At 60.2% G+C, this 20,642-nt stretch carries 9 protein-coding genes and 1 pseudogene; 8 read left to right on the top strand and 2 right to left on the bottom strand.

The genetic code is table 11. The features are described from left to right. Positions 1 to 175: 175 nt before the first annotated feature. Together potE and speC are read right to left on the bottom strand one after the other, a co-directional pair. Positions 176 to 1,576 (bottom strand): putrescine-ornithine antiporter, encoded by a 1,401-nt coding sequence (gene potE, locus M3B90_RS04620; protein ID WP_259888853.1) that lies wholly within the window; start codon positions 1,574 to 1,576, stop codon positions 176 to 178. Positions 1,577 to 1,653: 77 nt separating this feature from the next. Further along, a complete protein-coding gene (speC, locus tag M3B90_RS04615; RefSeq protein ID WP_259888852.1) occupies positions 1,654 to 3,834 on the bottom strand; it encodes an ornithine decarboxylase in 2,181 nt (726 codons plus the stop codon). An 841-nt stretch (positions 3,835 to 4,675) separates the two neighbouring features. On the opposite strand from speC, the gene M3B90_RS04610 reads away from it, so the two are divergent. The 8 genes and pseudogenes from M3B90_RS04610 to M3B90_RS04580 all read left to right on the top strand — a co-directional run bounded on the left by M3B90_RS04610 (position 4,676) and on the right by M3B90_RS04580 (position 20,513). After that, complete coding sequence (locus M3B90_RS04610) at positions 4,676 to 6,535, top strand: ribonucleoside triphosphate reductase (RefSeq protein ID WP_259888851.1); 1,860 nt, start codon at positions 4,676 to 4,678, stop codon at positions 6,533 to 6,535. Then, positions 6,532 to 7,332 (top strand): anaerobic ribonucleoside-triphosphate reductase activating protein, encoded by an 801-nt coding sequence (locus M3B90_RS04605; protein ID WP_259888850.1) that lies wholly within the window; start codon positions 6,532 to 6,534, stop codon positions 7,330 to 7,332. Before M3B90_RS04610 ends, M3B90_RS04605 begins: the two co-directional genes overlap by 4 nt. Positions 7,333 to 7,900: 568 nt before the next feature. After that, positions 7,901 to 8,092, top strand: a pseudogene (locus M3B90_RS09635) (hypothetical protein); the annotation flags it as partial. Beyond that, entirely contained in the window at positions 8,017 to 12,669 is a 4,653-nt protein-coding gene (locus M3B90_RS04600; protein WP_259888849.1) for a G5 domain-containing protein, read from the top strand. The pseudogene M3B90_RS09635 and the gene M3B90_RS04600, both read left to right, overlap by 76 nt. A gap of 472 nt (positions 12,670 to 13,141) precedes the next feature. Beyond that, positions 13,142 to 16,162, top strand: a complete 3,021-nt coding sequence (locus tag M3B90_RS04595) for a hypothetical protein (RefSeq protein ID WP_259888848.1) — start codon at positions 13,142 to 13,144, stop codon at positions 16,160 to 16,162. Positions 16,163 to 16,598: 436 nt separating this feature from the next. After that, positions 16,599 to 18,164, top strand: a complete 1,566-nt coding sequence (locus tag M3B90_RS04590; RefSeq protein WP_259888847.1) for an MDR family MFS transporter — start codon at positions 16,599 to 16,601, stop codon at positions 18,162 to 18,164. 86 nt (positions 18,165 to 18,250) lie between these two features. Next, the gene (locus M3B90_RS04585) at positions 18,251 to 18,898 is read left to right on the top strand and encodes a TetR/AcrR family transcriptional regulator (protein WP_259888846.1); all 648 of its coding nucleotides are present in this window, start codon (positions 18,251 to 18,253) and stop codon (positions 18,896 to 18,898) included. Between the two features lie 28 nt (positions 18,899 to 18,926). Next, a complete protein-coding gene (locus M3B90_RS04580; protein ID WP_259888845.1) occupies positions 18,927 to 20,513 on the top strand; it encodes a DUF853 domain-containing protein in 1,587 nt (528 codons plus the stop codon). Positions 20,514 to 20,642: the final 129 nt, after the last annotated feature.

Below are 20,642 nucleotides of genomic sequence, written 5' to 3'. Positions count from 1 at the left end.
CAGTGGCTCTTTGTGTGCCGAACCGCTCCCGGTGAAGGGGGGCTCCCCGCACGCCGAACCCGGCGAGGAGCGCCTCCGGTCCCATACCGCCCCGCATAAAGAAACGCCCCCGGTCCCCAAGGGGGAGCGGGAGCATTTCTCGGAAAGAGAGCGAGCTAGGTTAGCTCGATGCCTATCAGGCCTGTGCAGCCTCGGCTTCGGCGGCGGCAAGCGCCTCCGGGTCGGTGCCAACGGGCTCGAGGTGCATCTCGCCCTGCTTGATGAGCTTCGGAACGATGAGGCCGAAGAAGCCCCAACCGAGGAAGGTCACGAGGCAGCCACCAACGAACGCCTCGGCGCCGGCGGCGTAGAGAGCGTAGAGGCTGTAGAGAAGCGAGATGAAGGCGATGACGACGGTCGTGCGACGCGTCTTCGCGGGAACCTTCTCGGCGAACATGAGCGCGGCGAGCGCAGCCATCGAGAGGATGTACGGCATGACGTTCGTGACCACTGCGAGGTTCACGAGGACCTCGAACTGCTTCGAGAGCTCGGGGCTCATGGTCATGAAGGTGATGAGGGTCTGAACCGCGGTAATGATGACCATACCGAGGATCGGAGCACCGTTCTTCGAAAGCTTGGTGAACCACTTCGGGAACATGCGCACGAGAGCCATCGAGCGGGCAACCTCGGCGATGGTGAACTGCCAACCGAGCAGCGAACCGAAGCAGGAGATAACCATGAGGCCAAGAACGATGCGGCCGATGACCGGGTTGAACATCTGCGAGAACACGAGACCGAACGGGCCGTCCGACGAGGCGAGCTCGGCGTTGTTGACGATACCGGCGATCACGTTGGTCGAGATGATGTAGAGAACAGCAGCGCCGATGGTGCCGTAGAGCACCGCGCGGGGAACGTTCTTCTCGGGGTTCTCAACGGCGTCGGAGTTCGCCGAAGCGGACTCGAGGCCGAGGAACGCCCAGAGGGTCATCGAGATCGACATGCTGATGGCTTCGAACATGTTGTAGCCGTGCGGGTTCCACGAGTCGATCCACAGGCCACCGTCGAACCAGAACCAGCCGAAGATGCAGATGAAGAACACCGGGATGATGACGCCCCAAATAGTGATCGAGGAGATCTTACCGGTAATGGAAGCGCCACCGAAGTTGAGAACGGTCGCGAGCCAGAGGGTGGCGATGGTGAGGAGGCCGACGATGACGGGGCCGTTCGCCATCTTCGAGGTGTCGACCTGTACGAACGACAGGGCGTAGCCGACAGCCGAAATAGCAATCGCGATGTTCGCGATCACGAGCGAAATGAAGTACGTGAAGTTTGCGGTGAAGTTACCGGCCTTGCCGAAGGCATATTCGGAGTAGCCGCCCATGCCGCCGGGGCGCTTCGAGTAGCGGCCAGCCATAGCGAAGGCGTAGGCGAGGAGGGTCGCACCAGTCGCGGTGACGATCCAGGAAAGGATGGAGACGGTGCCGACTTCGGCGAGCTTCGTGGGAAGCATGATGATGCCGGAGCCCATCATGTTCACCATCGTGAGGATGGTGAGCTGGACAACGCCCATCTTCTTGCGTTGAGGAGTCTGAGACATGAGTTGTGACCTTTAGATCGTGTCAGGAAGGAGGGGTGGGAGAGCTGGGCTCTCCCACCCCAAGCCTTGCTCTGGAATTACTTGTTGCGGATGACGTACCCGTAGGCACGCTGGCGGCCGTCTTCTTCGGTCACCATGTGAACGCCCTGGAGCTCAGGAGCGAAGCCGGGCAGCTGGTTGATGCCCTCTTCAAGTGCCATGAAGTAGTCGTACTGCGGGCCGCCCCAGACCTCACCGGGAACAACCACGACGACACCCGGGGGGTAGGGGAGAGCGCCCTCGGCCGCGATGCGACCCTTGCACTCTTCGATGGGCAGGAAGTCGACGTTGCCACGGATGAACTCGACGTTTGCCTCCTGCGGGGTCATTTCGACCTTCGGGAAGTTTTCCTCGCGGAACATGTCCTTCTGGAGCTGAGCAACCGTGCGGTTCTTGTAGAAGTCGTGCATCTCCTGGCAAAGCTGGCGGATCGTGTAACCGCGGTAGCGGTCCTCGTGCGCAGCGTAGATCTCCGGGAGAACCTCCTGAAGAGGAACGTCCTTCTCGACAGCTTCCTCGAAGCGGCGAAGTGCAGCGACGAGGTTCGAGTACTTCTGGATCGTGTCCGCCGGGGTGAGGAGGAACAGGATCGAGTTGAGGTCACACTTCTCGGGAACGATGCCCTGCGTGCGCAGGTAGTTCGCGAGGATGTTCGCCGGAATACCGAAGTCCTCGTACTCGAAACCACCGGTCTTGTTGATGAGACCCGGGGTGGTGAGCAGGAGCTTCATCGGGTCGACGAAGTACTGACCTTCGACGTAGCTGTCGAAACCGTGCCACTGCTCGCCCGGGTGGAACTCGAAGAACTTGCGGTTCGAGGCGATGGTCTCGGTGTCGTACGACTCCCACGGCTTTCCATCAACCGTCGTGGGCACGAACGGCTTGAGGAGCTTGAGGTTGCCGAGGATGAGCTTACGAGCCTCAATCGAGTTCTTGAGGGCTTCGTCCCACAGCTTCTCGCCGGCGCCGTTCTCGTGCATCTTGGCGTTGATGTCGAGCGAAGCGAACAGCGGGTAGTAGGGGCTCGTCGAGGCGTGCATCATGTACGAGTTGTTGAACTGGTCAAAGTTCACGTACCGATCCTGGCCCTTGATGTGCGAGTCCTTCTTGTGGATCTGCGAGGCCTGCGAGAAGCCAGCCTGCTGCTTGTGCACCGACTGGGTCACAAGGATACCGGGGTCGTTCTCGTCGAGCTCGAGGAGCATCGGCGAGCCTTCCTTCATGATGTCGATCCACTGCTCGTAGCCAACCCATGCGGAGTCGAACAGGATGTAGTCACAGAGGTGACCGATCTTGTCGACGACCTGGCGGGCGTTGTAGATCGTGCCGTCGTAGGTGCCGAGCTGGATGATCGCGAGGCGGAACGGGCGCTCAGCCTTTGCACGCTCGGGGTCAACCTTCTCGAGGCGCTCACGGATGTAGTCCTCTTCGAAGCAGTGCTCGTCGATACCACCGATGAGGCCGAACGCGTTACGTGCGGTCTCGAGGTAGACGGGCTTGCCGCCGGCCATGATAAGGCCGCCGTGAATGTTCGACTTGTGGTTGTTGCGGTCGAACAGAACGAGGTCATCCGGGCCAACAACGGCGTTGATGGCGACCTTGTTCGAGGACGAGGTGCCGTTGAGGATGAACCAGGTGTTGTCGGCGTTGAAGATGCGTGCGGCCGCTTCGGTGGCCTGAACGGGCGGGCCATCGTGGATGAGGAGGTCACCCATAGCGACGTCGGCGTTACAAAGGTCGGTGCGGAAGAGCTCTTCGCCGTAGAAGTCGAAGAAGCGACGGCCGGCCGGGTGCTGGCGGAAGAACTGGCCGCCCTGGTGGCCGGGGCAGTCGAACGGCGAGAAGCCGCGGTTGTAGTACTTCGTGAGCGCGCCGAAGAAGGGGGGAAGGACCTCGTCTTCGAACTTGTCGGCGGCTGCGGCAACCTGGCGAGCGAAGTAGTCGCCCTGGAGGTCGTCGAGGGCGATAACGCCATGGAGGCCCTCGAGGTTGGTGGTGTCTTTGGTGCTCTTCACGGCGGCAAACACGGGAATGCCGAAACCGTAGTCATTGATCTCGGCAACCTTGCCCGCGTCAACGTCATCCTGGTCGAGGATGATCGCGGAGATGTTTGCGAGGTCGCCGCCCTTGAATGCGGTGAGTTCGTAGCCGGGGATCGGGTGGATAGTTGTGTCAGAGCCGAGAAGTGCGGCGCTGACTCCGATAGTCCTGCTGAGCATTTTCACTTTCCTTGCATTGGAGAAATCTGGTCGGCACAGCTTTGTCCGACACGTAGAAGCTACACCCGCACCTTCATGCACTTCTAGGGAGTTAAGTCCCTTCGTTTGCTGCTGTAACGGGATGTTTACGTCGAGTGCGTCTGCGATTTGCGCGGGGTCGGTTTTTGTGCAACGCTGAGCGCTCTCGTTCAAATTCGTCCAAATAGTGATCTAGCTCCTTTTGTGGATGGGTACGCTCCCGGTGCTGCGGCCTGCAGTTTTGGCTTTTAGGGTCCGATGGTGGTGTGTGTGACATTGTGACTAAGGGCACAGCGTGGCGCGTGCCTTGTTGGTTGGCGGTCGGGTGCCGGCGCTTCAGTGGTGCGACACCTTTAAGTGCAGTGTGCGACACCTTTGAAACTGCACGGTGAGACTGAAAGTGGGCAGCGCTCGTCGATATTTGTTGCCCGTAATCCTCCTAATCGGGAGTTTTTCTGGATATTTAAAGTTCCACGGCGTATTGGTCTGATTTAGGGGGTAGCGCGCACGCACTTCTTGCTCGGTGAGGGGCGGTATTGAAGGTGGGCGTTGCGGGTGTTGAGGGGCGTCGGGGGTTTGGGGCTGTTTTTCACCACTTTCGGTAGGCGTCGGCAGGAGTCGCCCCGGGCGCCCTCCCATCGGGACGCTCGTCCCGATCTGTGCCGCTCACACCGTCACGGAACCACTACATGTTGTGGCCTCCGCGTGTCGCGCCACAAGATATGCCGCTCGCGAGTGAGTCTAAGTGGGCAGCCGAAAGCTCCGCACGCGCGGCCGATCGGCACACCGAAATACACCACCCCATTTGCGATAGGAGCGCACCATGCCCGCACGCCACCACGCCGAGCGCACCCTTGTGGACCCGATTTCGACGATCAATGATTATCTTGGCCGCGCCGATTGGCGCGTGAATGCGAACGCGAACCAGGGCTACAGCGTTGGCGGGCTCGTGCTCAACTCGGCGGGCAAGCTGGTCGCGAATTACTGGCTCGATGAGGTTTTCATTGCGGAGGCTGGCCAGGCCCACCGCGAGGGCGATCTCTATATCCATGACCTCGACATGCTCACGGGATACTGTGCGGGCTGGTCGCTGCGCACGCTCTTGCAGGAGGGCTTCAATGGTGTGCCGGGCGCGATTGCCTCGGCGCCCCCGAAGCATTTTTCCAGTGCCTGTGGACAGATCGTGAACTTCCTCGGGACGCTGCAAAATGAGTGGGCGGGAGCGCAAGCGTTCAGCTCATTCGATACCTACATGGCGCCGTTTGTGAGGCTCGATGCGATGAGCTACGAAGAGGTGCGCCAGAACATGCAGGAGCTCATCTATAACCTGAACGTTCCGAGTCGCTGGGGGAGTCAGTGCCCGTTTACAAACCTGACGTTTGATTGGAACTGCCCGGACGACCTCAAGGATCAGTATCCGCTTATCGGCACGGAGGTGTGCGACTTTACGTACGGCGAGCTGCAAGAAGAAATGAACCTGATTAATCGCGCGTACATCGACGTGATGACGGAGGGGGACGCGAATGGTCGCGTGTTCACCTTCCCGATTCCGACTTACAACATCACGCGAGACTTTGATTGGGACTCACCGAACTCAGAGCGTCTTTTCCGGATGACCGCGAAGTACGGTCTGCCGTATTTCCAAAACTTCATCAACTCGGAGCTTGATCCCGGGCAGATTCGCTCGATGTGCTGCCGTCTCCAGCTCGATCTTCGAGAGCTCCTCAAACGTGGCAACGGTCTTTTTGGAAGCGCTGAACTCACGGGCTCGATTGGCGTGGTCACGATCAATATGGCGCGCCTGGGCTACCTCCACAAGGGTGATGAAGCCGCGCTCATGGACGCTCTCGATCGCCTCCTTGACCTGGGTAAAGACACTCTCGAGAGGCGGCGCGCGACGGTGCAGGAGCTCATCGATCGCGGGCTTTACCCGTACACGAAGCGCTACATGGGCCACCTCGGTAACCACTTCTCGACGCTCGGGGTTAATGGCATGAACGAAATGGTGCGGAACTTTACGGGTGATGTCCACAATCTCGTGACGGATGCGGGGCGCGCGATGTGCGTGCGGATTCTTGACCATATTCGCGAAAAGATGGTGCAGTTCCAGGAGGAGACGGGGAACCTCTATAACCTCGAGGCCACTCCGGCGGAAGGTGCAACGTATCGCCTAGCCAAAGCTGATCGTGAACGCTTCCCCGGTATTCTCCAGGCCGGCACGGATGAAAATCCGTATTACACGAATTCCTCGCAGATTCCCGTGGGCGCCACCGAGGATCCGTTCGAGGCACTCGAATGGCAAGACGAGCTGCAAACCAAATACACAGGCGGCACCGTGCTGCACCTTTACATGAATGAGCAAATGAGTTCGCCCGAGGCCGCGAAACAGCTCGTGAAGCGTGCCCTCTCGAACTTCCATCTTCCGTATCTCACCATCACTCCAACCTTCTCGATCTGCCCGAGCCACGGCTACCTCAAGGGTGAACACCACGAGTGCCCCACATGCGGCGACGTGTGCGAAGTATGGACGCGCGTAATGGGCTACCACCGCCCCGTAAGCTCGTTCAACATTGGCAAGAAGGGCGAGTTTGACGAGCGAGAGTTCTTCACAGAAGAGGCAGCCGGGCAGCACGCAGATCTCGGGGTGTCCGACGCGCGCTCGACAACCGTCGTCCCTGCATGAATGCGCGTACGTCCCCGCTCACGGCCAAGGCGCTGCAGATCGCGGGCCTCGTGCCGCTCTCGACGGTGGATTGGCCTGGAAAGCTTGCCGCGACGCTCTTTCTCCAGGGCTGCCCGTGGCGGTGCAGCTATTGCCACAACCACGCGATCCTCGACCCCCGAACTCCGGGCACGGTCACGTGGGGCGAGGTCGAGGATCTCTTGGCGAGAAGGCGCGGGCTCCTCGATGGTGTCGTGTTTTCCGGGGGAGAGGCGACGCTCCAGCGTGCCATCATCCCTGCGTTTCAAGAGGTGCGGGCGCTCGGGTTTCGCACCGGCCTGCACACGGGAGGTGCCTTTCCGTCCCGGATTCACGACATCGTCTCCTCGGACCCAGGCGGGCCTCTCGTCGATTGGGTCGGATTTGACCTCAAAGCACCGCCCGAAGTGTTTGAGGAAACCGTCGGACTGAGAAGCGCGAACCCGAACGCGAGCCGCGCCTTTGAACGCTCACGCGAGTCGTTTCTCGCCCTCGTGCGCGCCGGTGTAGAGATTGAGCTGCGCACGACCCTCAGCCCGGTGCTCGCCCCGTATGCCCCGCGCATCGTTGAGGTCGCCTCGGATCTTTGGCGCGAGGCTGGGGTGGAGAGGGGAGCGCGAACGCTGTTTTTTCAGCAGGCGAGGTCCGACGGTACGTCCGATACCTTTGCGCGCGCGCTTCCCGAGCGCCCCCGCTGGAATCGAATGTTCGAGGCGGTGCTCGAAAGTGCGCGGATGACCGGCGACGTGGTGGGTGTTCGTGTCGAGGCTCGTGCCTAGGCAGGACCTTCTGCCGCACCTACGGGATTAGGTTGCCTACGTGATTGAGTTTCGGGGAATCGGTATTGACCTTGGCCACTGATGAAGGAAGTAATGCTGGCATACCTAAACCGGCCCGGCAGGGTAGCGAACGGTAGTAGGTGACCCCTGTGCGCCACCTTGGCGCGAGAGATTCCCCTGGGGGAAGCGACATTCTGTCGTCGACTCTTCGCGGGGCTTACCGCAAAATCCCCAAGTGTAAGGATGAGGAATGGTGCTTCTCCATAGTTCGAATCCCCCGGGGGCGCGCCGCGCGCGGGGGCCTAGCGAGGCTCACGGCCGCCGCGCGCGCGTTGGGCGCGCTCGGCGTGCTCCCGAGCGGTGTCGTCCAGCAGCAACCGGCCGCCGCAGCCGAATCCATGACCGGCGGCATGCGCGGTGCTGACGGCAATGGCGTGATTGAACAAGGCGACCAGATGGCATCGGATCTTGGGGCGGGGACCTGTGAGGTCACACCCCTCAAGGGACGGAGGCTGGAAGCCAAGCTGGCTTCACCTGGAACAGGCTAGAACCAAACCTCGACAGTTCTAGTCTGAGAGACTGGGGAGTATCCGTCGCGTTTGATAACTCGAAAGACCGCACCTTCGCGTACTGGGAGTGGGCTAGCTCGAGTGTTCGAACGGCGCCGTCACGGCTGAGACACAGGTGCCGGCGGCGCGTGAGGGTGAATCCCTGGCTTCCGGAGTCACCGCAACGGATCAGGCTGACGAGTCTCTTATAATCGAGCACAAGGTCCGAAAGGACTACTCCGTTTTTGCGGAACTCTCCGCGGAAGAGGTCGCCCAGTTCGCTCAAGCTGATGAGGATTCTCCTGTCCGCTACGTGTGGAAGTCTCAGTACACGCAGGACAACGTTACTGGCGTTAAAGCCACGGCAAACTCCACATTTGTCGCCCTTGTGAACCCCTGGCCGAGCGAGAATAACCAGTGTGTCTCCATCACGGTGTCGTGGGAGGGCATCAGTCAGCACGTGATCGTGCCGGGCGAAGAGACCAAGGTTGGCCACATCAATAACGCGGACGACTCGCTGTCTCGCATGGTCGTGGAAGCCTACGACGGTAGCGGAAAGTACATTGCCTCCAGCGATACGAGCGCTTCGGGCGGAGGTGAGCAGTTGTTGCGCATCGACGAAAACGGCGACATCTACTTCACCTGGCCCGAATACCGTGGAACGAAGCTCGCGGAGCAACAGAACCTCGACTTCTCGGTCATCGCCAAACTCCGCACTGTAAGCGAGTTTGAAAAAGTGTACGAGTCGAATGAGTTTTACGGCCAGTCAGGGCGTGCTTTCGAAACCTCGAATTCGCTCCCGCGCTACAACACGCCGAATGCGATCGGTAACCACACGATCTCCCTCGACGACACGGAGTATCACGACCCGACGTACGACAAGACCAAAGACTCATTCATCTCCGGTGTTGACAGCAAGACGGGGCCACTCGCTCAAGGCCGTCAGTCCGTCACCTTCACGCAAACCCCGGACCTGATCGAGGATCTTGCGAAGAAAAAGGGCGACGGCGGCTTCGAGGCCACCGTTGAGCTCGACGAGAAGTACATCTACGAGGGCTGGGACGTGAAGATGGATGACAACTACAACGTCACCGTCACAGCCCCGGAAAACCCCAAGCCGGGCACATTCGCGCTCCCTAAAGTCACCGTGACCTACTCCAACGGGTCCGTGGACGAGCTCGAACTTCTGGTCGTTGTTGACCCGAACAATACGCAAGTCACCGACCTGGTGCGCCCTGACCTCACGAAGGGCAACCTGAACGAGGAACTCACCGCTCAGATCGGCACCAAGTCCATCATGAAGGGCTACGCGCCGGTGGCCCCAGCGATGTACGAAGTCGACCAGTCCACCGTGCCCGCAGGTTGGATCGTGACGGTGGATAAAACCGGCAAAGTCACCGCGAAAGCTGACGACTCTGTTGCGCCGGGAACGATCATCACCCCGAAGGTGAAGGCCGCCTATCCAGATCAGACCACCGATGAAATCGAGGTGCAGTTCCAGGCGATCGCGAAAATCAAGGTTCCTGATTACGACACGGTGACTGACAAACCGAACTCGGAAGTCTCGCTGACGCCCACGGTGCCTGAGGTGGGCTTGAGCGGCAACACCACCGACGAGGCGCCGGCCCGCTACACCTTCGAAGATGGCACCACGACGAAGACGCTCACGGATGACGCGGGCGAGTGGACCGTCACTATCGATGAAGAGACCGGTGGCATCACCACCACCATCCCGGCCACAGCGCCCGAGGGGCACGTGCTCGATATTCCGGTCTACGCCCATTACAGTAACGAGACTGAAAATAAGCCCCAGCAGGTCAAGGCCACCGTCGTCGTCATCAAAGGTGACATTGCGCCTCATTACTCCGTGGAATCCACGGCCCCGGGCCAAGCCGTTAACCACCAGGTTGAGGATGCCCCGAAGGGTTCAACCTTCTCCTTCGGCAAGAAGGCCGACGGTTCGCCAATCACTGAGCAAAAGGTGGACGGCTGGACGTACACGATCGACTCGAAGACTGGTGAAGTCACTTCCACCCCGCCGGCCGACTCCAAGCCGGGCGATGAGAAGACCATCACCGTCGATGTCGTGACCCCGGATGGCTCGACACCCAAGGTGCCCGTCACCACCGTCGTGAAGCTGACTGTGACCTGGGAAGCTGACCCATCGTTCCCGGCGGAGACGGTGTACCCGGGCGGTACCGCGAAGCTTCCGGTAGCACTCGAAAAGTCAGCAGACGTCACGCTTGCCAAGGAGGCCCCGTACACGCTGGGCGAGGCTCCTTCCGGTTGGACCGTTAGCATTGACAACAACGGCCAAATCACAGCAACCGCACCAGCAGATGCCAAGCCGGGAACCCAGGTCGAGATTCCCGTCACCGTGACCTACGAAGATGGCTCAACGGACACGACCAAGGCAGTGGTGAACGTCGTTGACGTTCCGACACGCCCAGTGCCGTTCGACGTGAAATACGAGTACGACGCTGACATTCCGGCCGGCGAGTACAAGGTTGTCACCGAAGGTCAAGCGGGCGAGGAACAGCAGCAGGCGGACGGCACCTGGAAACAGACGACCCCACCGACTGACGAGGTCGTGCGTATAGGCACCAAGCCTGCTGAGGCATCCAAGGACGTCACCTGGACCGCGCCGGTTCCATTCAGCACGACGCTGCGTCCGAACCCTGCGCTTGCTCCGGGCGAGGTCAAGACAGTTCAGGAAGGTGTGAACGGTGAGCGCACTTACACCGCTAAGTTCACGGCTGAGGGTGCTCAGGCCGAGGTAGCGGAGAGCGAAACCACGAAAGAGCCCGTCGAGGAGATCATCGAGTATGGGCCCCGCCTGGCTGATCAGAACCTGGTCACCGAGACGACGCGCAAGATCCCGTTCGAGACGACAATCGTGTTCGACGACACGCTTGCCGCTGGTGAGCAGAAGGTTGATAAAGCTGGCGTTGTCGGCGAGGAAAAGGTGACGTCGACCCAGAAGATTGTCGACGGCAAGCCTTCCGGCGAGCCCGTTGTGAAGACGACCACGATCACAGGGAAGCAGGATGCTGTGATCCGCGTGGGCACCAAGACAACCGGCACGAACACTGAGTCCTTTGAGACCGAGGTTCCGTTCGGTGTGAAGGTCGAATACGACCCGACCATGCCGGCTGGTGAATCCAAGGTAACGACCGAGGGTGTGCCAGGTACCAAGACGGTGACGATCACGCGTGACATCACCAACTCGAAACCTGGTGAACCGACGATCACTGAAAAGATCACGAAGCAGCCCGTCGACCAGGTCATTACCGTCGGCACGAAGCCAGGGAAGGCTACCGACGAGCTGACATGGACGACCGCCATTGGCTACGAGACGATCCTGCGTCCGAACCCAGAGCTCGCTCCCGGTGAAGTGAAGGTTGTGCAGGAAGGCGAGTTCGGCGAGAAGACCATCACGGTCAAGTTCGATGCCACGATCGAAGAGGGCGGCGTTCCGAACGTCTCGACTCGCTCTGACGTGACGGCCAAGGAGGCGAAGCCGCGCATCGTCGAGTACGGCCCGCTCGCGGAGGGCACCTCGGTCGTGACCAAGACCGAGCGACCGATTCCATTCGAGACGGAGATCATCACCGATGACACGCTCGAAGCCGGTACGCAGGTCATCGATCAAAAGGGTGAGAACGGCACCGAGGTTGTGACCTCGACCCAGAAGATTGTCGACGGTAAGCCCTCCGGTGACCCCGAAGTGACCACTGAGCGCACCAAGGACCCGGTCAAGCAGATCATTCGCATCGGCACCAAGAAGACCGAGGGCACTGAGGTCAGCGAGTACGATGTCCCCGTTCCGTTCAAAACGGAGATCATCTTCGATGACACGCTCGAAGCTGGGACGAAGGAGACGGTCCAAGAGGGCGCGCTCGGTACGGACAGGGTCACCAAGACCACCCAGATAAAGGGGTCGGAGGTCCTGTATACCCGTACTGAAACCAAGCGCATCAAGGAGCCGGTCAACGAGATCATCAAGGTTGGTACGAAGAGCAAGCCCGCATCCACGACCATCGAGTGGATCGAGAACACTCCGTTCGAGGTGGAGGTTCGCGTCAACCCCGAACTGCAGCCAGGTGAAACCAAGGTCGTCCAGGAAGGTAAGCCTGGCGAGGTGAAGTACACGGTTGATGTCCAGGTTGATGACAAGGGCAACGTCACCAAAGGTGAGCCCACGAAGTCTTCAGTGACCGAACCCGTGAAGCAAATCATCGAGGTTGGCCCTGCCAAGGACCACGAATCGGCCCTGACGGATAAGTACACGGAAAAGACCCCGTACGACGTCGTGATCGAATACGACCCGAACCTCGAGGTTGGCAAGGTCGTCCAAGATCAGGCTGGTGCCTTCGGCGAGAAGGAGATCACCAAGACTTGGAAGCTCAAGAACGGCCAGCCAGACGGTGAACCGACAGTTTCCGAGAGCGTCGTCAAGGACCCGACTCCCCGCAAGATTCGCGTAGGCACGAAGTGCAACTGCGAGAATCCGACGCCTGAGGACCCGACCGATCCGGAGAAGCCGGGTCAGCCGGAGGAGCCGGGTCAGCCTGAGGAGCCGACGGATCCGGAGGAGCCGGGTCAGCCGGAGGAGCCGAGGGTTCCTGGTGAGCCTGGTGAGACGCCTGGTAAGGCCGGTGAGTCGTCGCCTTTGCCGTTGCCTCGTACCGGTGCCGAGATTGCTGCGACTGCTGGTGTTGCGGCGCTGCTGGTGTTTGGCGGTGTAGCTGTGCTGGCGATTCGAAGGAAGTCGCGTTCGGATCGTTGATCGCCATTGTGATGGTGGCGTGAGACAGTTTCGCTAACCGCACGTGTGTGGCGGGGGAGCGGGAGAGATCCTGAGCCCCCGCCGCTTCTGTTTGTGTGAGGTTTAGAGGGAGTGCGGTTGCCCGAGGCTGCGGGGCCGCATCCGAGCGGACTAGGAACCTAAACCCAACGTTTGTGGCGGAATGGGGCGTCATATCGCCGCAAACGTAGGGTCCAGAACCGAAAGGAGCGCGGGGTTTATTGAGATTCAGTGTCAGTGGGATTCGTCTCGGTGTGGCGGACACGATTCGGCCCTTGTGAAATGACACGTTAAGTGCAAAACTGAACAGGCGGCTTCCGCGTAGATGGCGTGGACCGATAGCCCGACTTAGGACGTTATTTTGGATGCGAATGTAGTGCCACAGGCAAGAAATCGGAGCTTCGAGACTTTTTGGCTGAGGCATAGACGCGCAATCACAATTGTTTTTGCGCTCGTGGCCATGCTCTTGTCGTGGGCGCCCCCAACCCCCGCGCATGCGGCCGAAGTGGAAGTGGGTACTGCGGCAGAATTCTACCGGGCCTTTTATGGTGCCTCCACCACTGAGCGCACAGTCATCAAGCTCCGCTCCGACATTAATTTGAATGGGAGTGGCACCCAGGATGGTGGACGGCTGTATAGGCGCATCGGCCTGAAGCCAGGACAAAACATCACGGTGCAGGCTGCGGATCCCAACTCCCCGGTTACTGTCCAAAACAATGTCGATGTGGCATTCTTTGGCGTTCCGAAGGGGGCCTCGTTAACGTTTGGCGAAGGGTTCAACTTTCGCGGGCTTAACAATGAAAGGGCTCTTAATTACTATCAAGTAGATGTCAGTGGTGGCAGCTTCACCATGCTCAAGGGATCGAAGCTGTTTGGTACTCGGAGAGCGCAGTTTGGAGCGATTTACGTCAGTAACGGCGGGCACTTTACGCTCGATGGCGGTGACATTAGTGATAACACCGGCCATCCACAAAGCTCGGTTACGTCGGGAGCGCTCGTGCTCGATGGCGGAGTTGCCGACCTCAATTCAGGCACGATAGCGAACAACGGCATCCCGATTGATCAGGTGGCTCCGTTTGAGAACCAAGCGGACATCAAGGTGGGTGGGGCCATCACCGTACGTGCCGGCAGTACACTAAACGTCCACGACGGTGTTGACATTTCCAACAATAAAGGCAATTACGGCGGTGCCATCTTGGCGATGTCCACGGTGCCTGAGGATTCGAAGACCGACGCGCAGGGCCAGGATCTGCAAGAAGCAGCGGTTGTCAGCATCGAAGGCGGCACCCTCTCGCACAACACGGCACAGCGCGATGGCGGCGCCGTGTTTGCGGTCGGCAATGTGCGAATTAATGTGAGCGGCGGAACCGTTGCCGAAAATCAAACGCGATTCCAGGGAAGCTGGCATGGCCATGGCGCCGGTATTGCCGTATGGGATGGGTGCTTTACGGGCGTGGCCGGAGGGCGAAGCTCCGAAAGCTCTTGTGAAGCCCAATTCGGTGCTCCTGAGTTGCGACAAAAATTCGAAGCCTTCACCAAGGCGTATCCAGCAACATTCACAATGAGCGGTGGAACAGTTCAAGGTAACCATGCTGGCTATACCGGTGGCGGCCTCTACTTGGCCACACCGAATGCAATGATTAGCGGTGGTGCGATCCTCAACAACACCGCGCGGAGCTACGGCGGTGGTATCACTGTCCCGACACAACCTTATGTTTTGAGGTTTACGGAGCCCACTGCTATCACAGGTAACGAGGCGACGGGGGAGCGTGCGACCTCGATGTCCTATGGCGGTGGTGGTATCTGGAGTGACTCCTACGGGGCCGTCACTCACGGTGCATCTCTCTTTGGCAACACTGCGAGTGACGCAAAATATGGCCATGATTTCGCGGCTTATGGGTACAGTCCCACGAATGCCTGGGAAGGCGAAAAGACCTTGCAAAACCGCGTCAATGGTGGGGGCTTGGCTTCCTGGATCGATAAAGATGGCAACCCCCTCGAGGTTAGTCCGAAGACTGCGGAAGTGAGCGTTAACGAGTCGACTTTTGCCACGGCCAACGTGGAAAACGGCGCGCGGAAATTCGCGCTCGCAAACAGCCGCGTCAGAATCGAAGGGAACACCTCGCTTCGGGGCGGCGGTATCGGAACGTCCGGCACCGTGATTTTCCCTAGCGTTCCGGCACAGAATCTTGATGTTGTGAAGAAATGGCGTGTCCACGGGGCTACCCCGGACAAAGTCCTCACGCAAGACGAAATTCCGACCAAGCAGCTCACGTTCACACTCGTGCGCATTGATGGGGAGGAACGCACCCGACTTGAAACCTTTACCGTGACCCCGAACTCTACAACGCTTGATCAGACAATTCAGCAGTGGGCGCACACCCTCGTTGGGCTGCCTGCAACCGACCCCAATGGGCAGCAAATCAGCTACAAGCTTGTTGAATCCGTTCCCGCCTGGGAAGGTGATGACGAAGACAACCGAGAGTTCGGCATCAGCACTGAGGCCCTAAATGAGCGTCACGTCGATGTCGTCAACGACGTGAAACTGGCTCGTCCGTCTTTCACGGTTGTGGATTCGCAGGGCGCGCACATCGATGGTTATGGCTTGAAGGTGCTAAGAATCGGATCTGATGGTCAGGAGAACGAGGTGATCAATGGGGTTCTAGACTCCCAGAAATCCACGCTCGTCGAGGACTTACCTGCCGGCACCTACAGGGTAAAAGCCACCGCTGTGCCGGATGGGTTCCTACCGTTTGGGGACTTCACGTTCACCATCGCGCCTGATAGAAGCATTTCGGTCGAGGGAGACCCCTCGCACGTCACGCGCATCAACGAGGACTTTGCGATTACTGCCTCGATGAAGACGCACGAAGTTCGCCTAACCGCCTATGACGCTGACGAACCGCAACGTAGCGTAAGCGGCGGTGAAGTTTCGGTGACCGGCGCTTCTGGGGAAGCCGTGTACGTAGGAGCCCTAGCCGACGGTCTCGTGTTGAATTCTCTGCCCGCAGGTGAATATCACGTGGCTCAGACTAAATCGATTGATGGATATGTGAACTTTGAGGACTTCACATTCGTCATTGCTGCCGACGGTACGGTTTCGCTGAAGCAGGTCCCGGAGAGTGCCCGTATTACGGCCGAAGGCAACGATGTGCGAATCGGATTGGTAAAGGTCGACGATTCGACTCCGGTTCCGAGTGTCGAGCCGACGGTTGATCCGTCGGTGGAGCCGACTCCGGTTCCGAGTGTCGAGCCGACGGTTGATCCGACTCCAGCTCCAGGCAAGCCTTCGCCTGAGGCCCCGAGTGTTCCTGGTGAGTCTGGTGAGGCGCCTGGTAAGGCTGGTGAGTCGTCGCCTTTGCCGTTGCCTCGTACCGGTGCCGAGATTGCTGCGACTGCTGGTGTTGCGGCGCTGCTGGTGTTTGGCGGTGTAGCTGTGCTGGCGATTCGAAGGAAGTCGCGTTCGGATCGTTGATCGCCATTGTGATGGTGGCGTGAGACAGTTTCGCTAACCGCACGTGTGTGGCGGGGGAGCGGGAGAGATCCTGAGCCCCCGCCGCTTCTGTTTGTGTGAGGTTTAGAGGGAGTGCGGTTGCCCGAGGCTGCCCGAAGCTGCGAGGCCGCATCCGGGTGGACTAGGACTCTAAACCCAACGTTTGTGGCGGAATGGGGCCGCATACCGCCGCAAACGCAGGGTCCAGAATCGAGGAGGGGAGGGGTGGACGGGCGGACGGGAGGGGGCCGAGGCGAGGGGGCCATGAGCGAGTCGAGCACGCCGCCGTGCTCCGTTTGTCACGTTCCGCCGCGCGGCCCTTGGTGGGGGCAGGCAGGAGGCGATAATCTCCCACACGTTAAGGATTTTGCAGTCGCTGCATAATTTTTTGTGGCGGTGCACGGACGAAAAGGGGACCATGTCTACATCACTTCAGACTCACGTGGCGCGCGGCGACGCCCCCGTGGAATTCACCGGCCTCGACCGGGACGGCAAGCTCGTGTTCCTCGGCCTCATGCTCGGCATGTTCGTCGCGTCGATCTCGCAGACGATCGTCGGCCCCGCCATGCCGCGCATCGTCGCTGAACTCGGCGGCATCGAGCACTACAGCTGGATTGCGACCGCGGCCATGCTCGTTTCGGCGGTCGCGGTGCCGGTCGTCGGCAAGCTCTCCGACATGTACGGCCGCAAGATGTTCTATATCGCGGGCCTCGTCGTGTTCATGATCGGTTCGGCCCTGTCCGGCATGGCCACAAACTTCTGGTTCCTTGTGTTCTCGCGTGCCGTCCAGGGCCTCGGTATGGGCACGATCATGCCGCTCAGCCAGACGATCATCGGCGACATCATCCCGCCGCGCCAGCGCGGGAAGTATCAGGGCATCATGGGTGCCGTGTTCGGCGTGTCCTCGATCGCTGGTCCGCTTTTCGGGGGCTGGGTGACCGACAACTTCGGTTGGCGCTACCTGTTCTATCTCGCCCTTCCGCTTGGTGTCGCCGCGCTTGTGTTCCTCGCAAAGTTCATGCGCCTGCCGCACAGGGCAAGCGCTGGAAAGTTCGACCTCATTGGCGCGCTGACTCTCACACCCGGCCTTGTCATCGGCCTGCTCGCCGTGTCGTGGGGCGGCAATACCTACGATTGGGATTCCTCGGTCATCATCACCATGTTCGTGGCCGCGGCAATCCTCCTTGCGCTTTTCGTGGTCGTCGAGATGCGAGCGGAGAACCCGCTCGTCCCGCTCCGCATGCTCGCCGACTCCCGCATCTCCCTATCGATCCTCGCGAGCTTCGCGATCGCGGTCGCAATGTTCGGCGGAATCATCTACATCCCCGTGTTCGCGCAAGGCGTCCTCGGGGTATCCGCAACGAATTCGGGCGCGATCCTCATTCCGCTCAACGTCGCCATGATCGTGACGTCGATTCTCATGGGCATCATGATCACCAAGTGGGGCCGCTACAAGGGACTCCTCGTTCTCGGCGGTATCGTCATGAGCGTCGGATACATCCTTCTTGCAGGCCTCGACTGGCAATCCTCGCAACTGCATCTCACGCTCGTCATGATCGTGATCGGCACGGGGCTCGGCATGTGTATGCAGACCTACACCCTCATTGTCCAAAACGCCGTCGCTCGTGAGGATCTCGGTGTTGCGACGTCTGCCGTGCAGTTCTTCCGTAACGTCGGTTCGACGATCGGCACCGCCGTTCTCGGCTCCGTCATGTCGGCGAATCTCATGCCAAAGATCCAGGCGCAGCTTCCGCCGCAGGTCGCAGCCGCAATGGGAAAGATCGGTGGCGAGTCCGGCGGTAGTGCAGCGGCGATTCTTGACCCCTCGAAGCTCGAGGGCATTCCCGCCCCGATTGTCGAGGCCATTCGCCACGGCATGGGAGACGCCATGCAGGTTGTCTTCACGACGGCGGCCCCGTTCGCGGTTGTTGCCCTCGTGCTTTCCCTGTTCATCCGCCACACCGAGCTGCGCAGCACCAACTAGCGCCCGGCCATGGCGAGATGGACCGCTTGACGGTCACCTCGAACACGAAGATGCACCGCACGTCGATACGAGGAGGCGTGATTGACATGAGCGACACAGCCGCAACGGAGAAAGAGCAGGCGTCGGACCTGGCCGCCAGCCACGAGGGTTTGCGCGAGCGAAAGAAACGCGAATCGCGTGAAGCGATGCATCTTTCGGCGCTCGAACTCGTGGCCGAGCACGGTCTTGCCCAGGTGACGGTCGATCAGATCGCGGAGAGAGCGGGGGTGTGCTCGCGCACGTTCTTCAACTACTGGGGCTCCAAGGAGGCGGCCGTGCTCGGCGTCGATCCTGAACAGAGCAGTCGTTTTGTGGACATTCTTGCCTCTCGCCCCGCGCAGGAGCCCGTTCGCGACTCCATCCGTGCACTCCTTCGCATCCACGCGGATGACGTTTCTCGCCGCAGTGACACTCGCGAGCTCACACACCGCGTGCTCTCTCGCGAGCCGCAGCTGCTGCAAATCCTCGCCGACCGCAATAGGGGAGTGAGCCGCGAACTCAGCGCGGTCATCGCCGAGCGCCTCACTCCGAGCATGGGGGCGGACGACGCGCGCGATGCAGCGGCGATTCACGTTGCCTGGGGGTTCGCCATGGCGCGCAGCGTCTACGCTATTGCTGTGCGCCGCGATCTCTCGCTCGCGGACGCTCTGCCGATCGTTCTCGACTTTCTTGACTCAGGTCGCGTTCGCCTCTAACTGACCACCGCGAAGGAGCTCCTGCCTCATGGCCGATATCTCTCAGCCCGACACGAACGACCTCGTTGCCGCCTACGCGTTTGAGGAGCCGCGGATCCATCTCGGCGCGGTCGTCGATGGCGGCGAGCCGAACCCCGAAGCGCCGCTCTATATGCCGCTCGGAATGCTCAATAGACACGGTTTGATCGCCGGCGCTACCGGCACCGGCAAAACAAAGACTTTGCAGCTCATCGCGGAGCAAATCGCGGCCGCCGGTACCTCCGTTTTCGTCGCGGATATGAAGGGCGACCTTTCCGGCATCGCCGTTCCCGGCCAGGTGTCGGAAAAACTCACCGAACGTGCGAAGGCTCGCGCTCAAGACTGGGTCTCACGCGCTGGCACCACCGAATTCTTTTCGCTGGGTGGACACGGTAAGGGCGTGCCGATTCGCACGACAGTTACCGAATTCGGGCCGATTCTCCTCTCGAAGGTGCTGGGTCTCAACGAGACTCAAGAATCCTCCCTTTCGCTTATCTTTCACTACGCTGACCAGAGTGGCCTTGCCCTCCTCGACCTCAAGGATCTGCGCGCCCTCATCCAATACCTCACGACCGATGGCAAAGATGAGCTCAAGAGCGTCGGCGGTATTTCCACCGCGACCGCCGGCGTTATTCTGCGCAACCTCACCCAGTTCGAAAACTCCGGCGCAGACGTGTTTTTTGGAGAGCCGGCGTTCAACGTCGAGCATTTCCTCCGGAAAGATTCCGACGGTCGCGGGATCATCTCGTGCCTCGAACTTCCCGGCGTTGCCGAGCGTCCGGAAGTGTTTTCAACGTTCATGATGTGGATGCTCGCTGAGCTCTACCAGGTGCTGCCGGAAGTGGGCGATCTTCCCCAGCCGAAACTTGTGTTCTTCCTCGACGAAGCGCATCTGCTTTTCAAGGGCGCATCCAGTGCCTTTATCGACCAAGTCATCCAAACCGTGAGGCTTATTCGCTCCAAGGGCGTCGGCGTATTCTTCATTACCCAATCGCCCAAGGACATTCCCGCCGACGTTCTCGCGCAGCTCGGCAACCGCGTCCAGCACGCCTTGCGCGCCTTCACGCCCGATGACGCAAAGGCCATCAAGAAAGCCGTCGCCACCTACCCCACCACCGAGTACGACCTCGAAAAGCTCCTGACCTCACTCGGCACGGGCGAAGCGGTCGTCACTGTCATGAACGAGAAGGGCGCGCCGAGCTCCGTGGCTTACGCCGCTATGCGCGCACCCGAATCCTCGATGGAGCCCGCGCCGGAGGCCGAGATCGACCGGATCATCGCGTCCAGCCAGATCGCGGATCAATACAGCACTGTTGTGGACCGCGAAAGCGCGTACGAAATCCTCAAGGCGCGCGCGGAGGGCGGCCAGGTCTGCAACGGGGAGTCCGACGGTTCCTCGGCAACCGTCGGAACTGAACAGCCCGGTGCAGGCGCAGCCCCCGCTGCGAAGGCGAAGCCCGCGAAGGAAGAGCCTGGATTTGTGGAGAAGATCGCGGGCAACAGCGCGGTCAAGAGTTTTTTCCGTTCGGCGGGGACGGTGCTCGGGCGTGAGATTACGCGTTCGCTGTTCGGGACGACTCGCAAGCGTCGCCGATAACGGGCGACTGGAGCGCTGGTGCCTACGAACGTATCGGCGGCGCCGGCGCTATGGGACGTCCCGGAAGCCTTGGCGCTCGCGCCTTACCCGCGCTGAATCGGCAGCGCTGAATCGGCACTAAACCCCCAC

Source organism: Dermabacter sp. p3-SID358, assembly GCF_025147465.1.
Taxonomy (GTDB): Bacteria; Actinomycetota; Actinomycetes; order Actinomycetales; family Dermabacteraceae; genus Dermabacter.
The sequence above is the reverse complement of the archived record's forward strand: the minus strand, read 5'-3'. Positions and strand labels throughout refer to the sequence as shown.